Below are 14,774 nucleotides of genomic sequence, written 5' to 3'. Positions count from 1 at the left end.
TTTAAAAAATTTAAAATTGATATATAAAATTTTGAGCAGGTAATTTTTTTTGAATAATACCATTTTCATATAGCCAATTTATATTATTTTCCCAGATGTTCTCATTTTGCTCTAAGAATTTGGCACTCTCAGTTTCCATAATTGGTAACAGAATCTCTAGGCTTTCTTTCTCAACATTTTCACTTAGAGGGAACTGTTCTACGGCTTGTTTTGAAAGTAAAAGTTTTAAAGCTTCTTCAGGGTTATTTTGAACAGCATAGAACCCTTTTTTCATAGCTTTTAAAACTTTTTCATAGATATCTTTATTTTGATTTAAAAGATCTTCATTTGCAACTAAGATAAGTTCATAAGCTTGAGGAATACCAAAATTATCTATAAGGAAGTAGTTTATATCAATCCCTTTTTCCTTAATAACAGGCACCTCGTGATTAACCATATTTCCAATAGTAAAATCAACTCTATTTGTTATCATTGCAGTTAGAAGTTCAAAACCGACATCAATTATTTTCAGAGACTTAGGGTCTAAGCTTTCAAATTTCATCATAGAGTTAAGGTATGTTTCAGATAAAACACCACCGCTTGTTCCTGCAATTTTATTTTCGAAATCTTTTGGAGAAGTTATATTTTTCTCTTTTAAAGAGATAACTGTATTTACAGACCTTTGAAGAACAGCACCAAAAGATTTCACAGGAACATTTTCGTTTACTTTAGCCATAACCACACTATTTAAATAAGATATTCCAATATCAGCTTTTTTTGCAGCGGGTAAAGTTAGAGAGTCAGACGGAGAAGATGGGTATATAATATTAAGTTTTATTCCCTCCTCTTCAAAATATCCCTTTTCAATAGCTGTGTATAAAAAAGAGTGAACAGCATTTGGATACCAATCTAAAATTATAGAAACTTCTTTTAAATTTTTTGTTTTTTCTGAACTTTTTGAGTTACAGCTAAAAAATAGAGTTGCTAAAATAAATAAAGTTAGTAATTTTTTCACTATTTTTTCCTCCAATGTAAAATTTTATCTTCTAAGCTTGTAATTATTCTCACTAAAATGATTGCTAAAAGAGAGATAACTACAATCGGAGCAAATACTCCTGCTCCATCAAGTTGCGACATCATTCTTTTACTAAAATATCCAAGTCCAGATGTAGCTCCAAGCCATTCTCCTATGGCAGAACCAATTAAAACTAAAGGAACACTCATTTTTAAAGCCGAGAAAAAGTTCGGGAGTGCTCTCGGTAGTTTCAATTTGAAAAAAATCTGAGTCTTTGTAGCTTTTAAACTTTTAAAATAGTTAATCTCATCATTTTCAATGTTTTGAAATCCGTTATAAATAGTTATGGTTATTGGAAAAAATGAGATTATAACTGCAACAATAATTTTACTCCAAATAGAGTAGCCAAACCATAAAATAAAAATTGGTGCTAATGCAGTTATTGGAATAGTCTGGCTTGTGACAATCAAAGGATAGATTGAGTCATAAACAGTTTTGTTAGAATCCATAGCAATAGCTAAGGCAACACCTAGAATTAAAGTCAAAATAGAAGCAATAACAGCTATTGTTAAAGTAGCGGGTAGATGAGTTAGAAAAATACTTTCCTTTAAAGCCCATATTTTTAGAAGAATATTTATAGGAGTAGGAAGAATATACCCTTTATTTATAACTCGTCCTAAAATCTCCCAGAATATAAAAAATAATGATATAGATATTGTTCCAGGATTAAATTTTTTCATCTTCAACACCTTTCACAGATTTCAAAATCTCTTTTTTTAATTTTGCTGTTTCTTCAAAAGTTATATCTTTAGGAACTTTAAACTCCTTAAAAGATGAAAGTGGTTTTTCATTACAAACTAAGATACGATCGGATAAAAATATAGCTTCATCAATATCATGAGTAATAAAAATCATACTTTTTTGAAGAGAGTTTAAACTATCTAAAAGCCATTTTTGTAAATCCTCACGTGTAATAGCATCAAGAGCAGAGAAAGGCTCATCTAAAAGTAAAAGTTCACCTTTGTTCATAAGAGTCCTAATTAGAGAGATACGCTGTTTCATTCCACCAGAAAGTTCTTTTGGATAATTATCAGCATAGGGTAAAAGATTAAACCTTTTTAAAAGGTTTAAAGCGTTTTCTTTCTCTTTAATCAAATCTCCTTTTTCAATCTCAATTGGAAGAAGAATATTTTGAAGGATAGTCCTCCAAGGTAGCAGAGTATCCGATTGTGGCATGTATGAGATGCTGTTTATAACGATATCACCCTGAATAGGTTTTTCAATACTTGCTAAAAGTTTTATGATAGTTGATTTTCCACAACCACTTCCACCAACTATACTTACTAGTTCATTACTCTTGACATTAAATGATAGATTTTTTAAAATCGGCAAATTTTCTAAGTTGTTATTGTAATTAAAAGTAAGATTGCTAACATTAAGAATATCCATTTTAATGAGACCCCTTATATGACATATCCCAGAATTTATACTCGTAGATACTACAGTTGATAAATATAGTTTTTAGATGCTCTTTCTCCTCTTCAGAGATATTTATACAATATTTTTCAACAAGTTCAATATTCCAATTTGTAAGCTCTTCATAAGTAGAAGATGAATATGTTTTAATCCAATCTCCATAAAAATCTTGTTCAGTTCCATAGAGCTCTTTTAATTTATCACCAATCATTTTATAACTCCACATACATGAAAGAGCAGCAACAGCAATCTCTTTTATATCTCCACAGTGTGAAACTGAAAGCATATAACTTGTATAAGAGACATTATCTAAAGTTGGTTTTATTTTTGAAATATCCTCTTCGGTTATACCTAATTTTTTCATATAAACTCTATGTATTCCCATCTCAGAGTTTAAAATTCCATCAGTAAGTTTTGCAAACTTTTTCATATCACTTTCATTTTTACTTTTTATAACTCCAAGAGCAAAAAGTTTTGCATATTCTAAAAGATACAGATAATCTTGAATAATATAGAATTTAAATCTCTCTTTTTCTAAACTATTTTCACCTATCTCTTTTACAAACGGATGCTCGTAGTAGCTATCCCAAATCTCTTTTGCACTTAAATATAACTCTTTTGAAAACATAAAATCCTCCTGTAAAATTTGTCGAAAATTTTGTAAAAATAAAAAAAGCTATTTTCCAAAAAATTAGGAAAATAGCTTTTAGAACACAATTATAGAAGATAAATGTGTGTTAAGACTACTTCCCTACGCTAGTATTAACTAGATCAGGTTCTAAGGGTAAAATCTCAGCCCGAAGGCACCCCTAGTAGTTTATAAATTATTTAATTATTAGAACGGGAATTCGTCCTCATCGAAAGATGATCCACCGAAGTCATCTTTTGATGGTGCCTCAGCAGCTCTTGGTGCTGAGTATGATGGTGTTGGTGCGAAGTCATTTGATGGAGAAGCCTCTCCTCTTCCTTCAACAAACTCCATACTTTCAACTAGTACATCGTAACTAGTTCTTTTTTCTCCATTTACTTCATATCTATTCATTTGAAGTCTACCGTTAACAGCAACTTTTCTTCCTTTTCTTAGGTACTCACCAATAAGTTCAGCTGTCTTTCCGAAAGCGACACAGTTGATGAAATCTGCTTCACCTTTAGAGAAAGGTCTGTCAACAGCTAAGCTAAATCTTGAGTAAGCTTTACCACTTTGTCCAAATTTAAGTTCAGGATCTCTAGTTAAACGTCCAATTAATACAACTAGATTCATAAATACCTCCTATATTTTAGTTTATACATTCAAATTATAACAGAAAAATAGAAAAAATAATATTTATTTATAAAATAATTTTTTTTATAAAGTTAGTCTGTATGGTATAATAATATGAAAAATGTAAAAAGAATGAAAGGGGACAAAGATGAAAAAAGCAGTTTTATTAGATGTAAGTGCAATAATGTACAGAGCTTTTTATGGGAATCTTAATTTTAGAACTAAAAATGAACCGACAGGAGCGGTTTATGGATTCATAAACACACTGTTAAGTGTAATAAATCAGTTAGAACCTGATTATATAGGAGCTGCTTTTGATGTTAAAAGAGCGACTCTAAAAAGAAGTGAGATGTATAAGGATTATAAAGCAAAAAGAGATGCAGCCCCTGAGGATTTAGTAGTTCAAATTCCAAGAATAGAGGAACTTTTAGATTGTTTTGGAATAAAGAAATTTAAAATAGATGGCTATGAAGCAGATGATGTCTTAGGAAGTTTAGCTAAAGATTTAGCAGCGAAAGGAATCGAGTCATATGTGATAACAGGAGATAAAGACTTATCTCAAATATTAAATGACCACGTAAATATAGCTCTTTTAGGAAAAGGAGATGGTGGAGGTTTAAAAATACTTAGAACTGAAGAGGATGTAATAGAACAGCTAGGTGTAAAACCAGATATGATTCCTGATCTGTTTGGATTAATTGGAGATACAAGTGATGGAATACCAGGTGTTAGAAAAATAGGATCAAAAAAAGCTATACCGATGTTAGAAAAGTATGGAAATCTAGAGGGTGTATATAAAAATATAGATTCTTTAACAGAACTTCCTGGAATTGGTAAATCATTAATAAATAATTTAATTGAAGATAAAGAGATGGCATTTTTAAGTAGAGAGTTAGCTACTATTCAATATATCCATTTGGATTTAAAAGATGAAGAGTTGGAATATAAAAGGGATAATGCAAGGTTGTTGGAGTTCTTTAAGATGTTAGAGTTTAAATCTCTAATAAAAAAGTTAGGACTTGAAAATCTAGTGAGTACAGAAATATCACAAACATCTTCTGAAGAAAAATCTGAAACACAGATGACATTGAGTATAGAACCAGCAGAAGAGAAGGTTGTAGCTTCAGCTCCTGCAAGTGGTGGAATGCAACTTGGATTGTTTAATTTTATGGCTTCTACAGAAATTGTATCTCCTGAAGAAAAAGGTTTTTTCATTTTAAAAGGAGAAGAGATTTTTAAAAAGTTATCTTCAAATGAGAAAGTAGCAATATATTTAGGTGATAAAGGAGTGGCAGCTTCTTTAAAAAGTAGAGATTACTATTTACCACTAGATGATAACGAAAGTATTGATTCATTAAAAAAACTACTAGAATCAGATACTCAATTTATCTCTTACGGATTTAAGAATATTTTAAGAAAAGGTTACTCTATAAAAAATATGGAGTTTGATACAATGTTAGCTTATCATCTTTTAACATCTCAAACTAGAGAAGAGATTGAGGTTATGTTAAGAAATGTTATAGAGGAAGATATTGAGAAATATTCAGAGGTATTTGGAAAAACAAAAATAGACGATGTGTCAGCTGAAGAGTATGGAAAGTTTTTAGCAAAGAGAACTAGAGGGATGCTATTAGCATATCCAGAGCTTTTAAAAGAGTTAAAGCATAACAATCTATATGAAGTTTTAAAAGATACAGAGATGCCTTTAATAAAAGTTTTAGCAGCTATGGAAATAGAGGGAATAAAAATATGTCCAAAGTATTTTGCAGAGTATAGTACAGAGCTAGAAGTAAAACTAGAAAATTTAACAGCTAAAATATATGAGGAAGCAGAGGGCGAGTTCAATATTAACTCTCCAAAGCAACTAGGAGAGATTCTGTTTATCAACTTAAATATTCCACCTGTAAAGAAAACAAAAACAGGGTTCTCAACAGACAGTGAAGTTTTAGAAAAGTTAGATGAACAAGGCTACCCAATAGCTAAGTATATTTTAGAATATAGAAAACTGAGTAAACTGAAATCTACATATGTAGATCCACTTCCAAAGATGGCTGATGAAAATGATAGGCTTCATACGACATTCAATCAAACAGGAACAGCTACAGGAAGATTGTCATCATCAGACCCAAATCTTCAAAATATCCCTGTGAGAACAGAGGAGGGAATGAAGATAAGAGCTGGATTTGTAGCTAAAGAGGGATGTGTACTTTTAGGTATAGACTACTCTCAAATTGAGTTGAGAGTTTTAGCAGAGATATCACAGGATGAAAATCTGATAAAAGCTTATGCTGAAAATTTAGATTTACATAGTTTAACAGCTAGAAAGTTATTCCAATTGTCAGATGAAGAGAGTGTTTCAAGAGAGCAAAGAGATGCAGCAAAAACAGTAAACTTCAGTATAATATATGGTAAGACAGCATTTGGATTATCTCAAGAGTTAAAGATAACTCCAAAAGAAGCGTCTGATTATATCAGTAGATATTTTGAACAATACCCTTCGGTGAAACATTTAGAGAAAGAGATTATAATGTCTGCTGAAGAAAATGGATATGTAGAAACATATTTCAAAAGAAAAAGAATAATAGATGGAATCAATTCAAACAATAGAGTTATAAAAAGTCAGGCTGAAAGAATGGCTGTAAATACAGTGATTCAAGGAACAGCTGCTGAGGTTTTAAAAAAAGTTATGATAAATTTATATAATCTTTTAAAAGATAAAAATGATATTCATATGTTACTTCAAGTACACGATGAACTTATATTCGAAGTGGAAAAAGATAAAGCCTTAGAGTATAAAACTGAAATAGAGAAAGTTATGAGAGAAAGTATAAAGTTCTCTAAAGTAAATCTAGAGGTAAATAGCTCTATAGGACAGAATTGGTCTGAAACGAAGTAGGAGGAAAAATTGTGTCGTATACTTATAAAGTGAAAAATGAGATACTTCATAGGTGTGAACTATTAGAAGATGAAAAGTACGCTGAAATAAGAGCGATACTCTTGTTAAAACACGCCATAAATGAAAATAGTATAGAGTTGAAGCTAGAGAATAAAGAGATAGCTGAAAGAATATACACAATGCTAAAGGAATTAACAAAATTAAAGATATTCATAAAATTTTCTAAAAGTAAAAAGTTTGGAGAACATAATACATATGTAATAACTATTCCGTCTCAACCAGGTGTAAAGAGATTTATAGATAGTTTAGATAGGTATAGTTTACATAGTGAAAATATAAATGAGACAATAGAAAAAGGATTTATAAGAGGGATGTTCTTAGGGTGTGGATATATAAAATCTCCTGAAAAAGAGTATGCATTAGACTTTTTCGTAGATAGTGATGAATTAGCTGATGAACTATATAATCTTTTAATAAAGATGGAGAAAAGAGCATATAAGACAATCAAGAGAAATAAACCTTTAGTTTATATGAGAAACGCTGAAGATATTATGGATATAATAGTTTTAATAGGATCGATGAAAGAGTTTTATAATTATGAAGAGACTACTATGATTAAAGATTTGAAAAATAAAACTATTAGAGAGATGAACTGGGAAGTTGCCAATGAAACGAAAACATTGGATACAGCGAGAAAACAGATAAAAATGATAAACCTAATAGGAAATAGAATGGGGCTAAATAACCTTAGTCCTGTTCTTGAAGAGATTGCATTCTTGAGATTAGAAAATCCAGAAGCTTCTTTGCAAGAGTTAGCAGAAATAATAGGAATATCTAAATCTGGAATAAGAAACAGATTTAGAAGAATTGAAGATATACACAATGAACTTTTAGAAAAAGATAGAGAGGCATAAGGGGAGTACTATGAAGATAATAGATAATATTTTGCTAACTGAAGAAAAATTTGAAAATATTTATGTTGCTATCGGTGCTTTTGATGGAATTCATATGGGACATAGGGAGTTGATATCTAAAGCAGTTGAAGAGGCGAAAAAAGCTGGAGGTAAATCCGCGGTATTTACGTTTTTAAACCATCCTTTAGAGGTGACAAATAGTATAAAAGCACCGAAGTTAATTAGCTCTTTAGAGGAGAAGGTACATATAATAAAATCTTTAGGAGTAGACTATTTAATTTTACAACCTTTTACTAAAGAGTTTTCAAGTATGAGCCCTGAGCAATTTATAAAGACAGTGTTAAAGGAAACTTTAAATACAAAAGAGATCTATGTAGGATTTAACTTTTCTTTTGGAAAAGGTGGGAAAGGGACAGTTCATAACTTAAAATGTTTTGCAAAAAATTTAGATATGAACGTAAATGTGATTGAGCCAATAAAGCTTCAAGAGCAGGTAATAAGTTCAACTTTTATAAGAGAGATGTTAGCAACAGGGAATTTGGATATAGCAAATAGATGTTTAGGGCAACCATTTTTAATTATTGGTGAGGTTGTACATGGAAGAAAATTAGGAAGAGTTATGGGGTTTCCAACAGCTAATTTGAAAATTTTAAATAAAATATATCCTCCATTTGGATTATATGGAGGAAGAGTAGTAGTAGAAGGGGAAGAGAGAAGTTGGAGTGCTGTCATTAATATTGGTAAAAATCCAACACTAAAGCCTGATGAAAGAAGTATAGAAGTACATATCTTAGATTTTGATAGAGATATTTATGGAAAAAGAATATATGTATCTTTAATGGAGTTTTTAAGAGAAGAGAAAAAATTTAATTCAATGGATGAGTTAAAAGAAACAATAAAAAATGATGTTCTTAATTGGAGAGCTAAGGTTAGGGTAATAGAGGATGGAGATAGTACTAAAGATAGATAATTTTGAAGGTCCATTAGACCTTCTACTACATCTTATCGAAAAGAAAAAAATGAAAATATCTGAAATAAAAATATCTCAGATAATAGATGAATATATTCACTATATAGAAAAAGCACAAACTGACAATTTAGGTATAAAGGTAGAGTTTTTAGAGATAGCTTCTGAACTTTTAGAGATAAAAGCAGTGTCTATTTTAAGTGTAAATAAAGAAGAGGAAAAAGAAAAGGATTTAAAAAGAAGATTAGAGGACTATAAAGTCTTTAAAGAGGTAGCGACAGTTATAGCTACTATAGAGTGTGAATATAATATTGCTTATACAAGAGGAGAGGGAAGAAAGATAACAAAAAATATCCCTAAAGAGTTTGATTTGACAACTTTAAAACTTCAGGATGTATTTAATAGCTATGTTAAATATCTTCCAAAAGATGAGGAGTTTTTAGAGATTGAAGTGGAGAAAAGATACTCTTTAAAAGAGGAGATGGATAGAATAAAAGTAATACTTTATTCAGCAGAGAAAAATGTAGTGGATCTTTTTAGAAGAGCAGAGAATAGAACTCACTTGGTATATATATTTTTAGCGGTTCTAGATTTGTACAGAGATGGGGTTATATCAATAGAGGGTGAAGGTAGCTTAAAACTCTTTAGGAGGGGCTGATTTGGAATATAATTATAAAATATATACTCCAGAACAATATGCTGTGAGCATGGCAAAAATATCATTAGCTAAATATTTAGAAAAAAATTGTAATGAAAATATTTTAGATATAAAAATAGTAGATATATCTTGTGGATCAGGAAATCTACTTTTAGCTATGTTAGAGGAGTTATTGAAAACTTCAAAGAAAGTATTTGGAGAATATAGATACAGTGAAAAATGGTTAACAGGATATGATATAGATTCGAATGCATTAAATATTTTAAAAAAAAGAGCGGAGGCTCTTTTCTTTACATATGGTATAAAGGGCAACTTAAATTTAAAAGAGTGTGATTCACTTTATGAAATAATAGATGAAAAGTATGATATAGTTATTGGAAATCCACCCTATTTAGGTGAAAAAAACCATAAAGAGATTTTTCATACGATAAAAGAAACTGATTTTGGGAAAAAATATTATAAACCTAAAATGGACTATTTTTACTTTTTCATTGAAAAAGGAGTAGATATTTTAAAAGAGAATGGAATTTTAGTTTATCTTACAACTAACTATTGGCTAAAAGCTGATAGTGCAGAAGGGTTGAGAGATAAATTGAGAGCTGAAGGTGAATTTTTTAGAATTGAAAACTATAGTCACTCTATTTTTAAAGATGCGATAGGTCAACATAATATCATATTTTATTGGCAGAAATCTAAGGAAAATAGTGATGTTTTTATAAATGATGACAATATAGACTATACGATTGAGCAAAACAATATATTTGCACAAGAGCACAGTAAAATAATTTTGATACCACCATTTTGTAAAAAAAATATTCAAAAAATAAGAGATAATAGCAATAGAACTTTAGGAGAACTATTGAAAGTGAATCAAGGGATAGTTAGTGGAGCAGATAAGGTCTTTGTTTTTGACGAGTATAAAGAGGAGTTTAAAAACTATTTGAAACCATTTTATAAAAATAAAGATATAGGAAAGTATGAAGTTTCAAAAAAACCACCATTTTGGATAATATATCTAAATGGAAAATCAACTTTGGATGAGAATTTAATGAATTATCTATTGGAATATAAAGCAAAATTATCTTTGAGAAGAGAGGTCGTTAATAACAGAATAAATTGGTGGGAGTTACAATGGGGAAGAGATGAGGAGATTTTCTTAAAGCCAAAAATTGTTGTTAGACAAAGATGTAAGACAAATAATTTCGGGTATACTGAGGATCCGTTTTATAGTAGTGCTGATGTATACTATTTAACAGCTAAAGCCTCTGAGGTAAATCTATTTTATATTCTAGGTTATTTAAATTCGAAAGTTTTTTATTATTGGTTTAATTATATAGGAAAGAAAAAAGGAAAGAATTTAGAGTTTTATTCGACACCTTTAAAAGAGTGTCCGCTTTATTATCCAGAAAAATCTGAAGAGTTAATAGAAGTTGTTTCTTTGGTAAAAAAGCAGTTAGAAAATTATAGTGATGAAACTCAAGAAGAGATAGATTTATACTTTAGTAAAGTTATGAATATAGATATAAGGGAGGAGCAATAAGCTCCTCCCTTTAGTTTTATTTTATGATTTTAATTATAATGCTTTTATGTCGTTAGCGATAAATTGTGCTTTAGCACCAAATATAGCTTGAACCCCATTTTGTCCAACTTTTAAAACTCCAGAAGCTCCTAATCTTTTTAACTCAGCGTCGTTAACGATTGAAGAATCTTTAACCTCAAGTCTTAATCTTGTGATACAAGCGTCAACAGAGATTATGTTTTCTTTTCCACCAAGTGCGGCAAGAACTAATGCAGCTAATTCGCTTCCTTCAGCTTTTGGTGCATCGTCCATATCAGTTCCAGCTTCTCTTCCAGGAGTAGCTAAGTTGAACTTTCTGATGAAGAATCTGAATCCTAAGTAGTATATAACAGAGAATCCTAATCCGATAACGATAACCATTGGCCAGTTAGTTTTGAATCCTTCAGTTCCAGGTAAAACACCGAACATGATATAGTCAATAACTCCACCAGAGAATGTCATACCAATTCTAACTTTAAACATATTCATTAACATGAATGATAATCCTGCGAATACACAGTGAATTCCGTATAGTACAGGTGCAACGAATAGGAATGAGAACTCTAAAGGCTCAGTTATTCCAGTTAAGAATGAAGTAAGAGCAGCAGAGAATAAAATTCCAGCAGCCATTTTTTTGTTTTCAGATTTAGCTTCATGATACATAGCAAGAGCAGCAGCAGGTAATCCAAACATCATGAATGGGAACTTACCAGTTAAGAACTTACCAGCACCAGAATAAGTAGCTGAATCGAATGAGTGAACTCCATCTTTAAACATTGCAAACCAGATTCCTTGGTCTCCGTTAACGATTTGTCCAGCAGCGTTTGTATATTCACCAAATTGGTACCAGAATGGTGAGTAGAAGATGTGGTGTAATCCGAATGGGATTAACGCTCTTTCTGTGATACCAAATAGTAATGTTGATACGTTTGTGTTTGTTTCGTTAGCTAGGAAAGAAAGTTGAGCAAGTCCAGCTTGAACTGGTTGCCAGATGTATGGCATAGCTAAACCAACTAAGAAAGCAAGAACAGCAGTCATAATTGGAACTAATCTTTTTCCAGCAAAGAATCCTAAGAATGCAGGTAATTCTGTTTTGTAGAATTTCTTATAACAAATAGCAGCGATAATACCAGCGATTAATCCTCCAAAAACTCCAGTTTGAAGTGTAGGGATTCCTAAAACTTCAGCGAAAGCTGGGTTTCCAGCAGCGATTCCATTAGCAGCATCTGTAAGTGATCCCATAGTTGTGTTCATTATTAAAAGAGCAACAATAGCAGCAAGGGCAGCGATTCCGTCTCCTCCAACAAGACCGATAGCAGCTCCTACAGCGAATAGAAGTGGTAAGTTACCAAATATTATTCCCCCTGCTTGTTCCATTAAAGGTATTCCTAATTTGTTTCCAGCAGCAAGGAATATACCAGCAGCTGGTAGAATTGCAACCGGTGTCATTAAAGCTTTACCGATTTTTTGAACTTCAGCAAATAATTTCATAAAACTCCTCCATATATTATATTGTGATAATAAAGAATCATTAAGTCACTAAAAGAATACATTTTATTTTAAAAAAAGTCAAGAAAATTATCAAAATAAATGAGCCTTTTTTTTACGCATCATCTGTGTTATAATTTAACAAAAGAATTTAAAAGGGAGTAAGCGAGTTATGCAACAGGACGAAAAAAATAAAAAATATAAGATACTTGAGCCCTTTTTCAAGAAAGAGAAAAAGCTCAGGGAGATAGAGAGAGAAACTCAAATATCCTATGCTACTCTTAAAAGATGGGTGAGTCAATATAAAGATTCTGGAGAAAAAGGTTTAGCAAAAAAAATAAGAGCAGATAAAAACACCTTTAAAAAAGTCAATGATGATGCTTTAGATCATCTAAAAACTCTATATAAAGAGTATCACACTCTGCCAATTACAAAGCTATATGAAAAAGCAAAGAAAACCTTAAACTCATATAATAGCATGATAAGTTATCCAACTTTTTTTAGAATAATAAACAATCTAGATGAAAATATAAAACTAAATTCAATAAAATCTGTAAAAAAAAATCAAGTGTATGAATATGCTATTATACAAAAAGCAGTTCCAATTCCTTTTTTTAATAATAAAAATAAAATATTTTATTTAACTATTTTTTATAATAAAGAAAATTATAAAATGATTAATTTTATTTTTGAAGAAAAAAAAAGAGAGTTAAAAAATTTGTTTAATTTTATAAGAGAAAGTATTATAATTGAGGGAGCCTATCCAAAAAATATATCTTTAGATTTCAAAATAGATGGGGTTTCTAAAAACCTGTTAAGAAGTATATATTTTGAAACGAAAATAAATATTCTTCAAGAGGAACCAGATGAAAATATGCTTGGCTTTGTTAGATATATAGATACAGATATATTGAAAGAGTTTAATAAAGAAAAAATGATAACATTAGAAAAAATTTGTATTTTTATAAAAAAATATCTATTTATTGAAATAAATGAGGAAAAGAAAGTTTTACCCGATGAGATTCAAAAGTTGTTGTATTTTTTAAATAGATATAAAAGGAAAATCTATAATAATGGAGTTAGAGTGAAAAATAACTTATATAATAGCCCTATATTGAAGGAGTATGAGGGTGAAATTGCAGATGTTTTTTATAGTGAATTTACTAATGAATGTGTAGATGTATATTTAAAAGATAAGTTTATAGGTAGTGCTAAATTGATAAAAGAATACTAGGAGAGATTATGATAAGAAATTTTTTAATAGGAATTGTAATAGGAATAGCAAATGTATTGCCGGGAGTTTCAGGAGGAACATTAGCAGTAGTATTAGGCATTTATGATAATTTGACAGAAGCGGTGGGGAATTTTTTAACAGCCTCAATTGAAAAAAAGATAGAGTATGCTAAATTTTTATCTCAGATTGGTGCGGGTGCAGCTTTAGGAATAGTGGCATTTGCAGGAGTTATATCTAAGATGTATGAACTTTATCCTAAAGGAACGACGGTTGTATTTTTATTTTTAATTTTACCTTCGATTCCTGTTATTTTAAAAGGAGAGAAGTTCTTTAAAAAAGATAATCTGATTGCTTTCTTTGGCGGAGTAGCTTTTACAGGAGCTTTTATGTTTTTAACAAAAGCTATAGCAGGAGAGGAGATAGCTAGAACAGCTGAAAGTTTATTTACAATTGGATATGGTATGAAACTGTTTTTATGTGGGTTAGTTGCTGCGGGAGCAATGGTTATCCCTGGAATTTCAGGATCGTTACTTCTTATATTGTTAGGTGAGTATTATAATATTTTAGGATATATAAAAAGTTTTGCGATACTGCCATTAATCTTTTTTGCAGCTGGAACAGGAATTGGACTGGTTTTAGTTTCAAAAGGAATAAATATACTTTTAAATAGATATAGAAGTTACACATTAAACTTTATAGTAGGAATTATTATAGTATCACTGTTTGAAATTATACAAACTTTATTTATATAAAAAAATCCCCACCCAGATATAAAATATATCTGAGTGGGGTTATTTTTTTATTATAATTTTTTTAATGCTTCTAAAGCTAAATCGTAGTTAGGCTCTTCAGTAATCTCTTTTAAGTATTCAGTGTAAGCAACTTTTCCATCTTTATCAACGATGATAACTGCTCTTGAAACAAGTGCAAGCTCTTTGATAAATAATCCGTAGTTGTTTGAAAAATCTCTATCTTTATAATCTGAAGTAGTTATAGCATTTTCTATACTCTTTGCTCCACAGAATCTGCTTAATGCAAATGGTAAATCCATTGAAACTGTTAAAATAACAACGTTTTCTAATGCAGCAGCTTCTTTGTTGAATCTGATTGTTTGTAACTCACAAACAGGAGTATCAATAGATGGCATAGCCGAAATAACTATTGTTTTTCCTTTTAAATCTGCTAAAGAAAGAGGTGATAAATCAGTTTTAGTAACAGTAAAGTTAGGAGCTACATCTCCAACAACTACCTCTTTTCCTACTAATGTTAGTGGACTTCCTGCGAATGTAATAACATCTTTTCTTTCCATGATAAAACCTCCCTAAATT

The 14,774-nt window shown here is 30.4% G+C and carries 14 protein-coding genes and 1 riboswitch; of the genes, 7 read left to right on the top strand and 7 right to left on the bottom strand.

Features of this window, described 5'->3' with window-relative positions; translation table 11 throughout:
- Positions 1 to 10: 10 nt before the first annotated feature.
- The 5 genes from Q0O83_RS00495 to Q0O83_RS00475 all read right to left on the bottom strand — a co-directional run bounded on the left by Q0O83_RS00495 (position 11) and on the right by Q0O83_RS00475 (position 3,731).
- Positions 11 to 994, bottom strand: a complete 984-nt coding sequence (locus Q0O83_RS00495; RefSeq protein ID WP_294093008.1) for an ABC transporter substrate-binding protein — start codon at positions 992 to 994, stop codon at positions 11 to 13.
- Positions 994 to 1,734, bottom strand: coding sequence for an ABC transporter permease (locus Q0O83_RS00490; RefSeq protein WP_294093007.1), 741 nt, complete (start codon positions 1,732 to 1,734; stop codon positions 994 to 996). The genes Q0O83_RS00495 and Q0O83_RS00490 overlap by 1 nt, the downstream gene beginning before the upstream one ends.
- Entirely contained in the window at positions 1,721 to 2,443 is a 723-nt protein-coding gene (locus Q0O83_RS00485; protein WP_294093003.1) for an ATP-binding cassette domain-containing protein, read from the bottom strand. The genes Q0O83_RS00490 and Q0O83_RS00485 overlap by 14 nt, the downstream gene beginning before the upstream one ends.
- A gap of 1 nt (position 2,444) precedes the next feature.
- Positions 2,445 to 3,098, bottom strand: a complete 654-nt coding sequence (tenA, locus tag Q0O83_RS00480) for a thiaminase II (RefSeq protein ID WP_294093000.1) — start codon at positions 3,096 to 3,098, stop codon at positions 2,445 to 2,447.
- A gap of 103 nt (positions 3,099 to 3,201) precedes the next feature.
- Positions 3,202 to 3,291: riboswitch (TPP riboswitch) on the bottom strand.
- Between the two features lie 14 nt (positions 3,292 to 3,305).
- Positions 3,306 to 3,731, bottom strand: a complete 426-nt coding sequence (locus Q0O83_RS00475) for a single-stranded DNA-binding protein (protein ID WP_047383136.1) — start codon at positions 3,729 to 3,731, stop codon at positions 3,306 to 3,308.
- A gap of 148 nt (positions 3,732 to 3,879) precedes the next feature.
- Between Q0O83_RS00475 and polA the strand changes: the two genes are divergently transcribed.
- The 5 genes from polA to Q0O83_RS00450 are packed head-to-tail and all read left to right on the top strand — an operon-like array spanning position 3,880 to position 10,706.
- Positions 3,880 to 6,627, top strand: a complete 2,748-nt coding sequence (gene polA, locus Q0O83_RS00470; protein ID WP_294092997.1) for a DNA polymerase I — start codon at positions 3,880 to 3,882, stop codon at positions 6,625 to 6,627.
- An 11-nt stretch (positions 6,628 to 6,638) separates the two neighbouring features.
- Positions 6,639 to 7,541, top strand: a complete 903-nt coding sequence (gene whiA, locus Q0O83_RS00465; RefSeq protein WP_294092995.1) for a DNA-binding protein WhiA — start codon at positions 6,639 to 6,641, stop codon at positions 7,539 to 7,541.
- A 10-nt stretch (positions 7,542 to 7,551) separates the two neighbouring features.
- Positions 7,552 to 8,511 carry a bifunctional riboflavin kinase/FAD synthetase gene (locus Q0O83_RS00460; RefSeq protein WP_294092993.1) on the top strand — a complete coding sequence of 320 codons (960 nt, stop codon included), beginning with the start codon at positions 7,552 to 7,554 and terminating at the stop codon, positions 8,509 to 8,511.
- Positions 8,486 to 9,166 (top strand): ScpA family protein, encoded by a 681-nt coding sequence (locus tag Q0O83_RS00455; RefSeq protein ID WP_294092991.1) that lies wholly within the window; start codon positions 8,486 to 8,488, stop codon positions 9,164 to 9,166. The genes Q0O83_RS00460 and Q0O83_RS00455 overlap by 26 nt, the downstream gene beginning before the upstream one ends.
- 1 nt (position 9,167) lies before the next feature.
- Positions 9,168 to 10,706, top strand: a complete 1,539-nt coding sequence (locus Q0O83_RS00450; RefSeq protein WP_294092989.1) for a TaqI-like C-terminal specificity domain-containing protein — start codon at positions 9,168 to 9,170, stop codon at positions 10,704 to 10,706.
- A gap of 33 nt (positions 10,707 to 10,739) precedes the next feature.
- Here Q0O83_RS00450 and ptsG read toward each other — a convergent pair whose 3' ends face one another.
- Positions 10,740 to 12,215, bottom strand: a complete 1,476-nt coding sequence (ptsG, locus tag Q0O83_RS00445) for a glucose-specific PTS transporter subunit IIBC (RefSeq protein WP_294092988.1) — start codon at positions 12,213 to 12,215, stop codon at positions 10,740 to 10,742.
- Between the two features lie 169 nt (positions 12,216 to 12,384).
- On the opposite strand from ptsG, the gene Q0O83_RS00440 reads away from it, so the two are divergent.
- Positions 12,385 to 13,446: a helix-turn-helix domain-containing protein gene (locus Q0O83_RS00440; RefSeq protein ID WP_366515939.1), complete on the top strand. Its 1,062-nt coding sequence runs from the start codon at positions 12,385 to 12,387 to the stop codon at positions 13,444 to 13,446.
- Positions 13,447 to 13,454: 8 nt separating this feature from the next.
- Positions 13,455 to 14,198 carry a DUF368 domain-containing protein gene (locus tag Q0O83_RS00435; RefSeq protein WP_294092984.1) on the top strand — a complete coding sequence of 248 codons (744 nt, stop codon included), beginning with the start codon at positions 13,455 to 13,457 and terminating at the stop codon, positions 14,196 to 14,198.
- Between the two features lie 50 nt (positions 14,199 to 14,248).
- Here the strand turns inward: Q0O83_RS00435 and tpx are convergent, their stop codons facing one another.
- Entirely contained in the window at positions 14,249 to 14,755 is a 507-nt protein-coding gene (gene tpx / locus Q0O83_RS00430; RefSeq protein WP_366515938.1) for a thiol peroxidase, read from the bottom strand.
- Positions 14,756 to 14,774 lie beyond the last annotated feature (19 nt).

Origin of the sequence: uncultured Cetobacterium sp., from assembly GCF_945952365.1 — a bacterium.
Taxonomy (GTDB): domain Bacteria; phylum Fusobacteriota; class Fusobacteriia; order Fusobacteriales; family Fusobacteriaceae; genus Cetobacterium_A.
Note: the sequence above shows the minus strand (reverse complement) of the source record. Positions and strands in the feature narration are given on the sequence as shown.

Excerpts from the sequence above, each read along its gene's own strand:
- Q0O83_RS00490 (WP_294093007.1), bottom strand. The coding sequence starts at position 1,734 with ATGAAAAAATTTAATCCTGGAACAATATCTATATCATTATTTTTTATA.
- Q0O83_RS00485 (WP_294093003.1), bottom strand. The coding sequence starts at position 2,443 with ATGGATATTCTTAATGTTAGCAATCTTACTTTTAATTACAATAACAAC.
- tenA (WP_294093000.1), bottom strand. The coding sequence starts at position 3,098 with ATGTTTTCAAAAGAGTTATATTTAAGTGCAAAAGAGATTTGGGATAGC.
- Q0O83_RS00475 (WP_047383136.1), bottom strand. The coding sequence starts at position 3,731 with ATGAATCTAGTTGTATTAATTGGACGTTTAACTAGAGATCCTGAACTT.
- polA (WP_294092997.1), top strand. The coding sequence starts at position 3,880 with ATGAAAAAAGCAGTTTTATTAGATGTAAGTGCAATAATGTACAGAGCT.
- Q0O83_RS00460 (WP_294092993.1), top strand. The coding sequence starts at position 7,552 with ATGAAGATAATAGATAATATTTTGCTAACTGAAGAAAAATTTGAAAAT.
- Q0O83_RS00455 (WP_294092991.1), top strand. The coding sequence starts at position 8,486 with ATGGAGATAGTACTAAAGATAGATAATTTTGAAGGTCCATTAGACCTT.
- ptsG (WP_294092988.1), bottom strand. The coding sequence starts at position 12,215 with ATGAAATTATTTGCTGAAGTTCAAAAAATCGGTAAAGCTTTAATGACA.
- Q0O83_RS00440 (WP_366515939.1), top strand. The coding sequence starts at position 12,385 with ATGCAACAGGACGAAAAAAATAAAAAATATAAGATACTTGAGCCCTTT.
- Q0O83_RS00435 (WP_294092984.1), top strand. The coding sequence starts at position 13,455 with ATGATAAGAAATTTTTTAATAGGAATTGTAATAGGAATAGCAAATGTA.
- tpx (WP_366515938.1), bottom strand. The coding sequence starts at position 14,755 with ATGGAAAGAAAAGATGTTATTACATTCGCAGGAAGTCCACTAACATTA.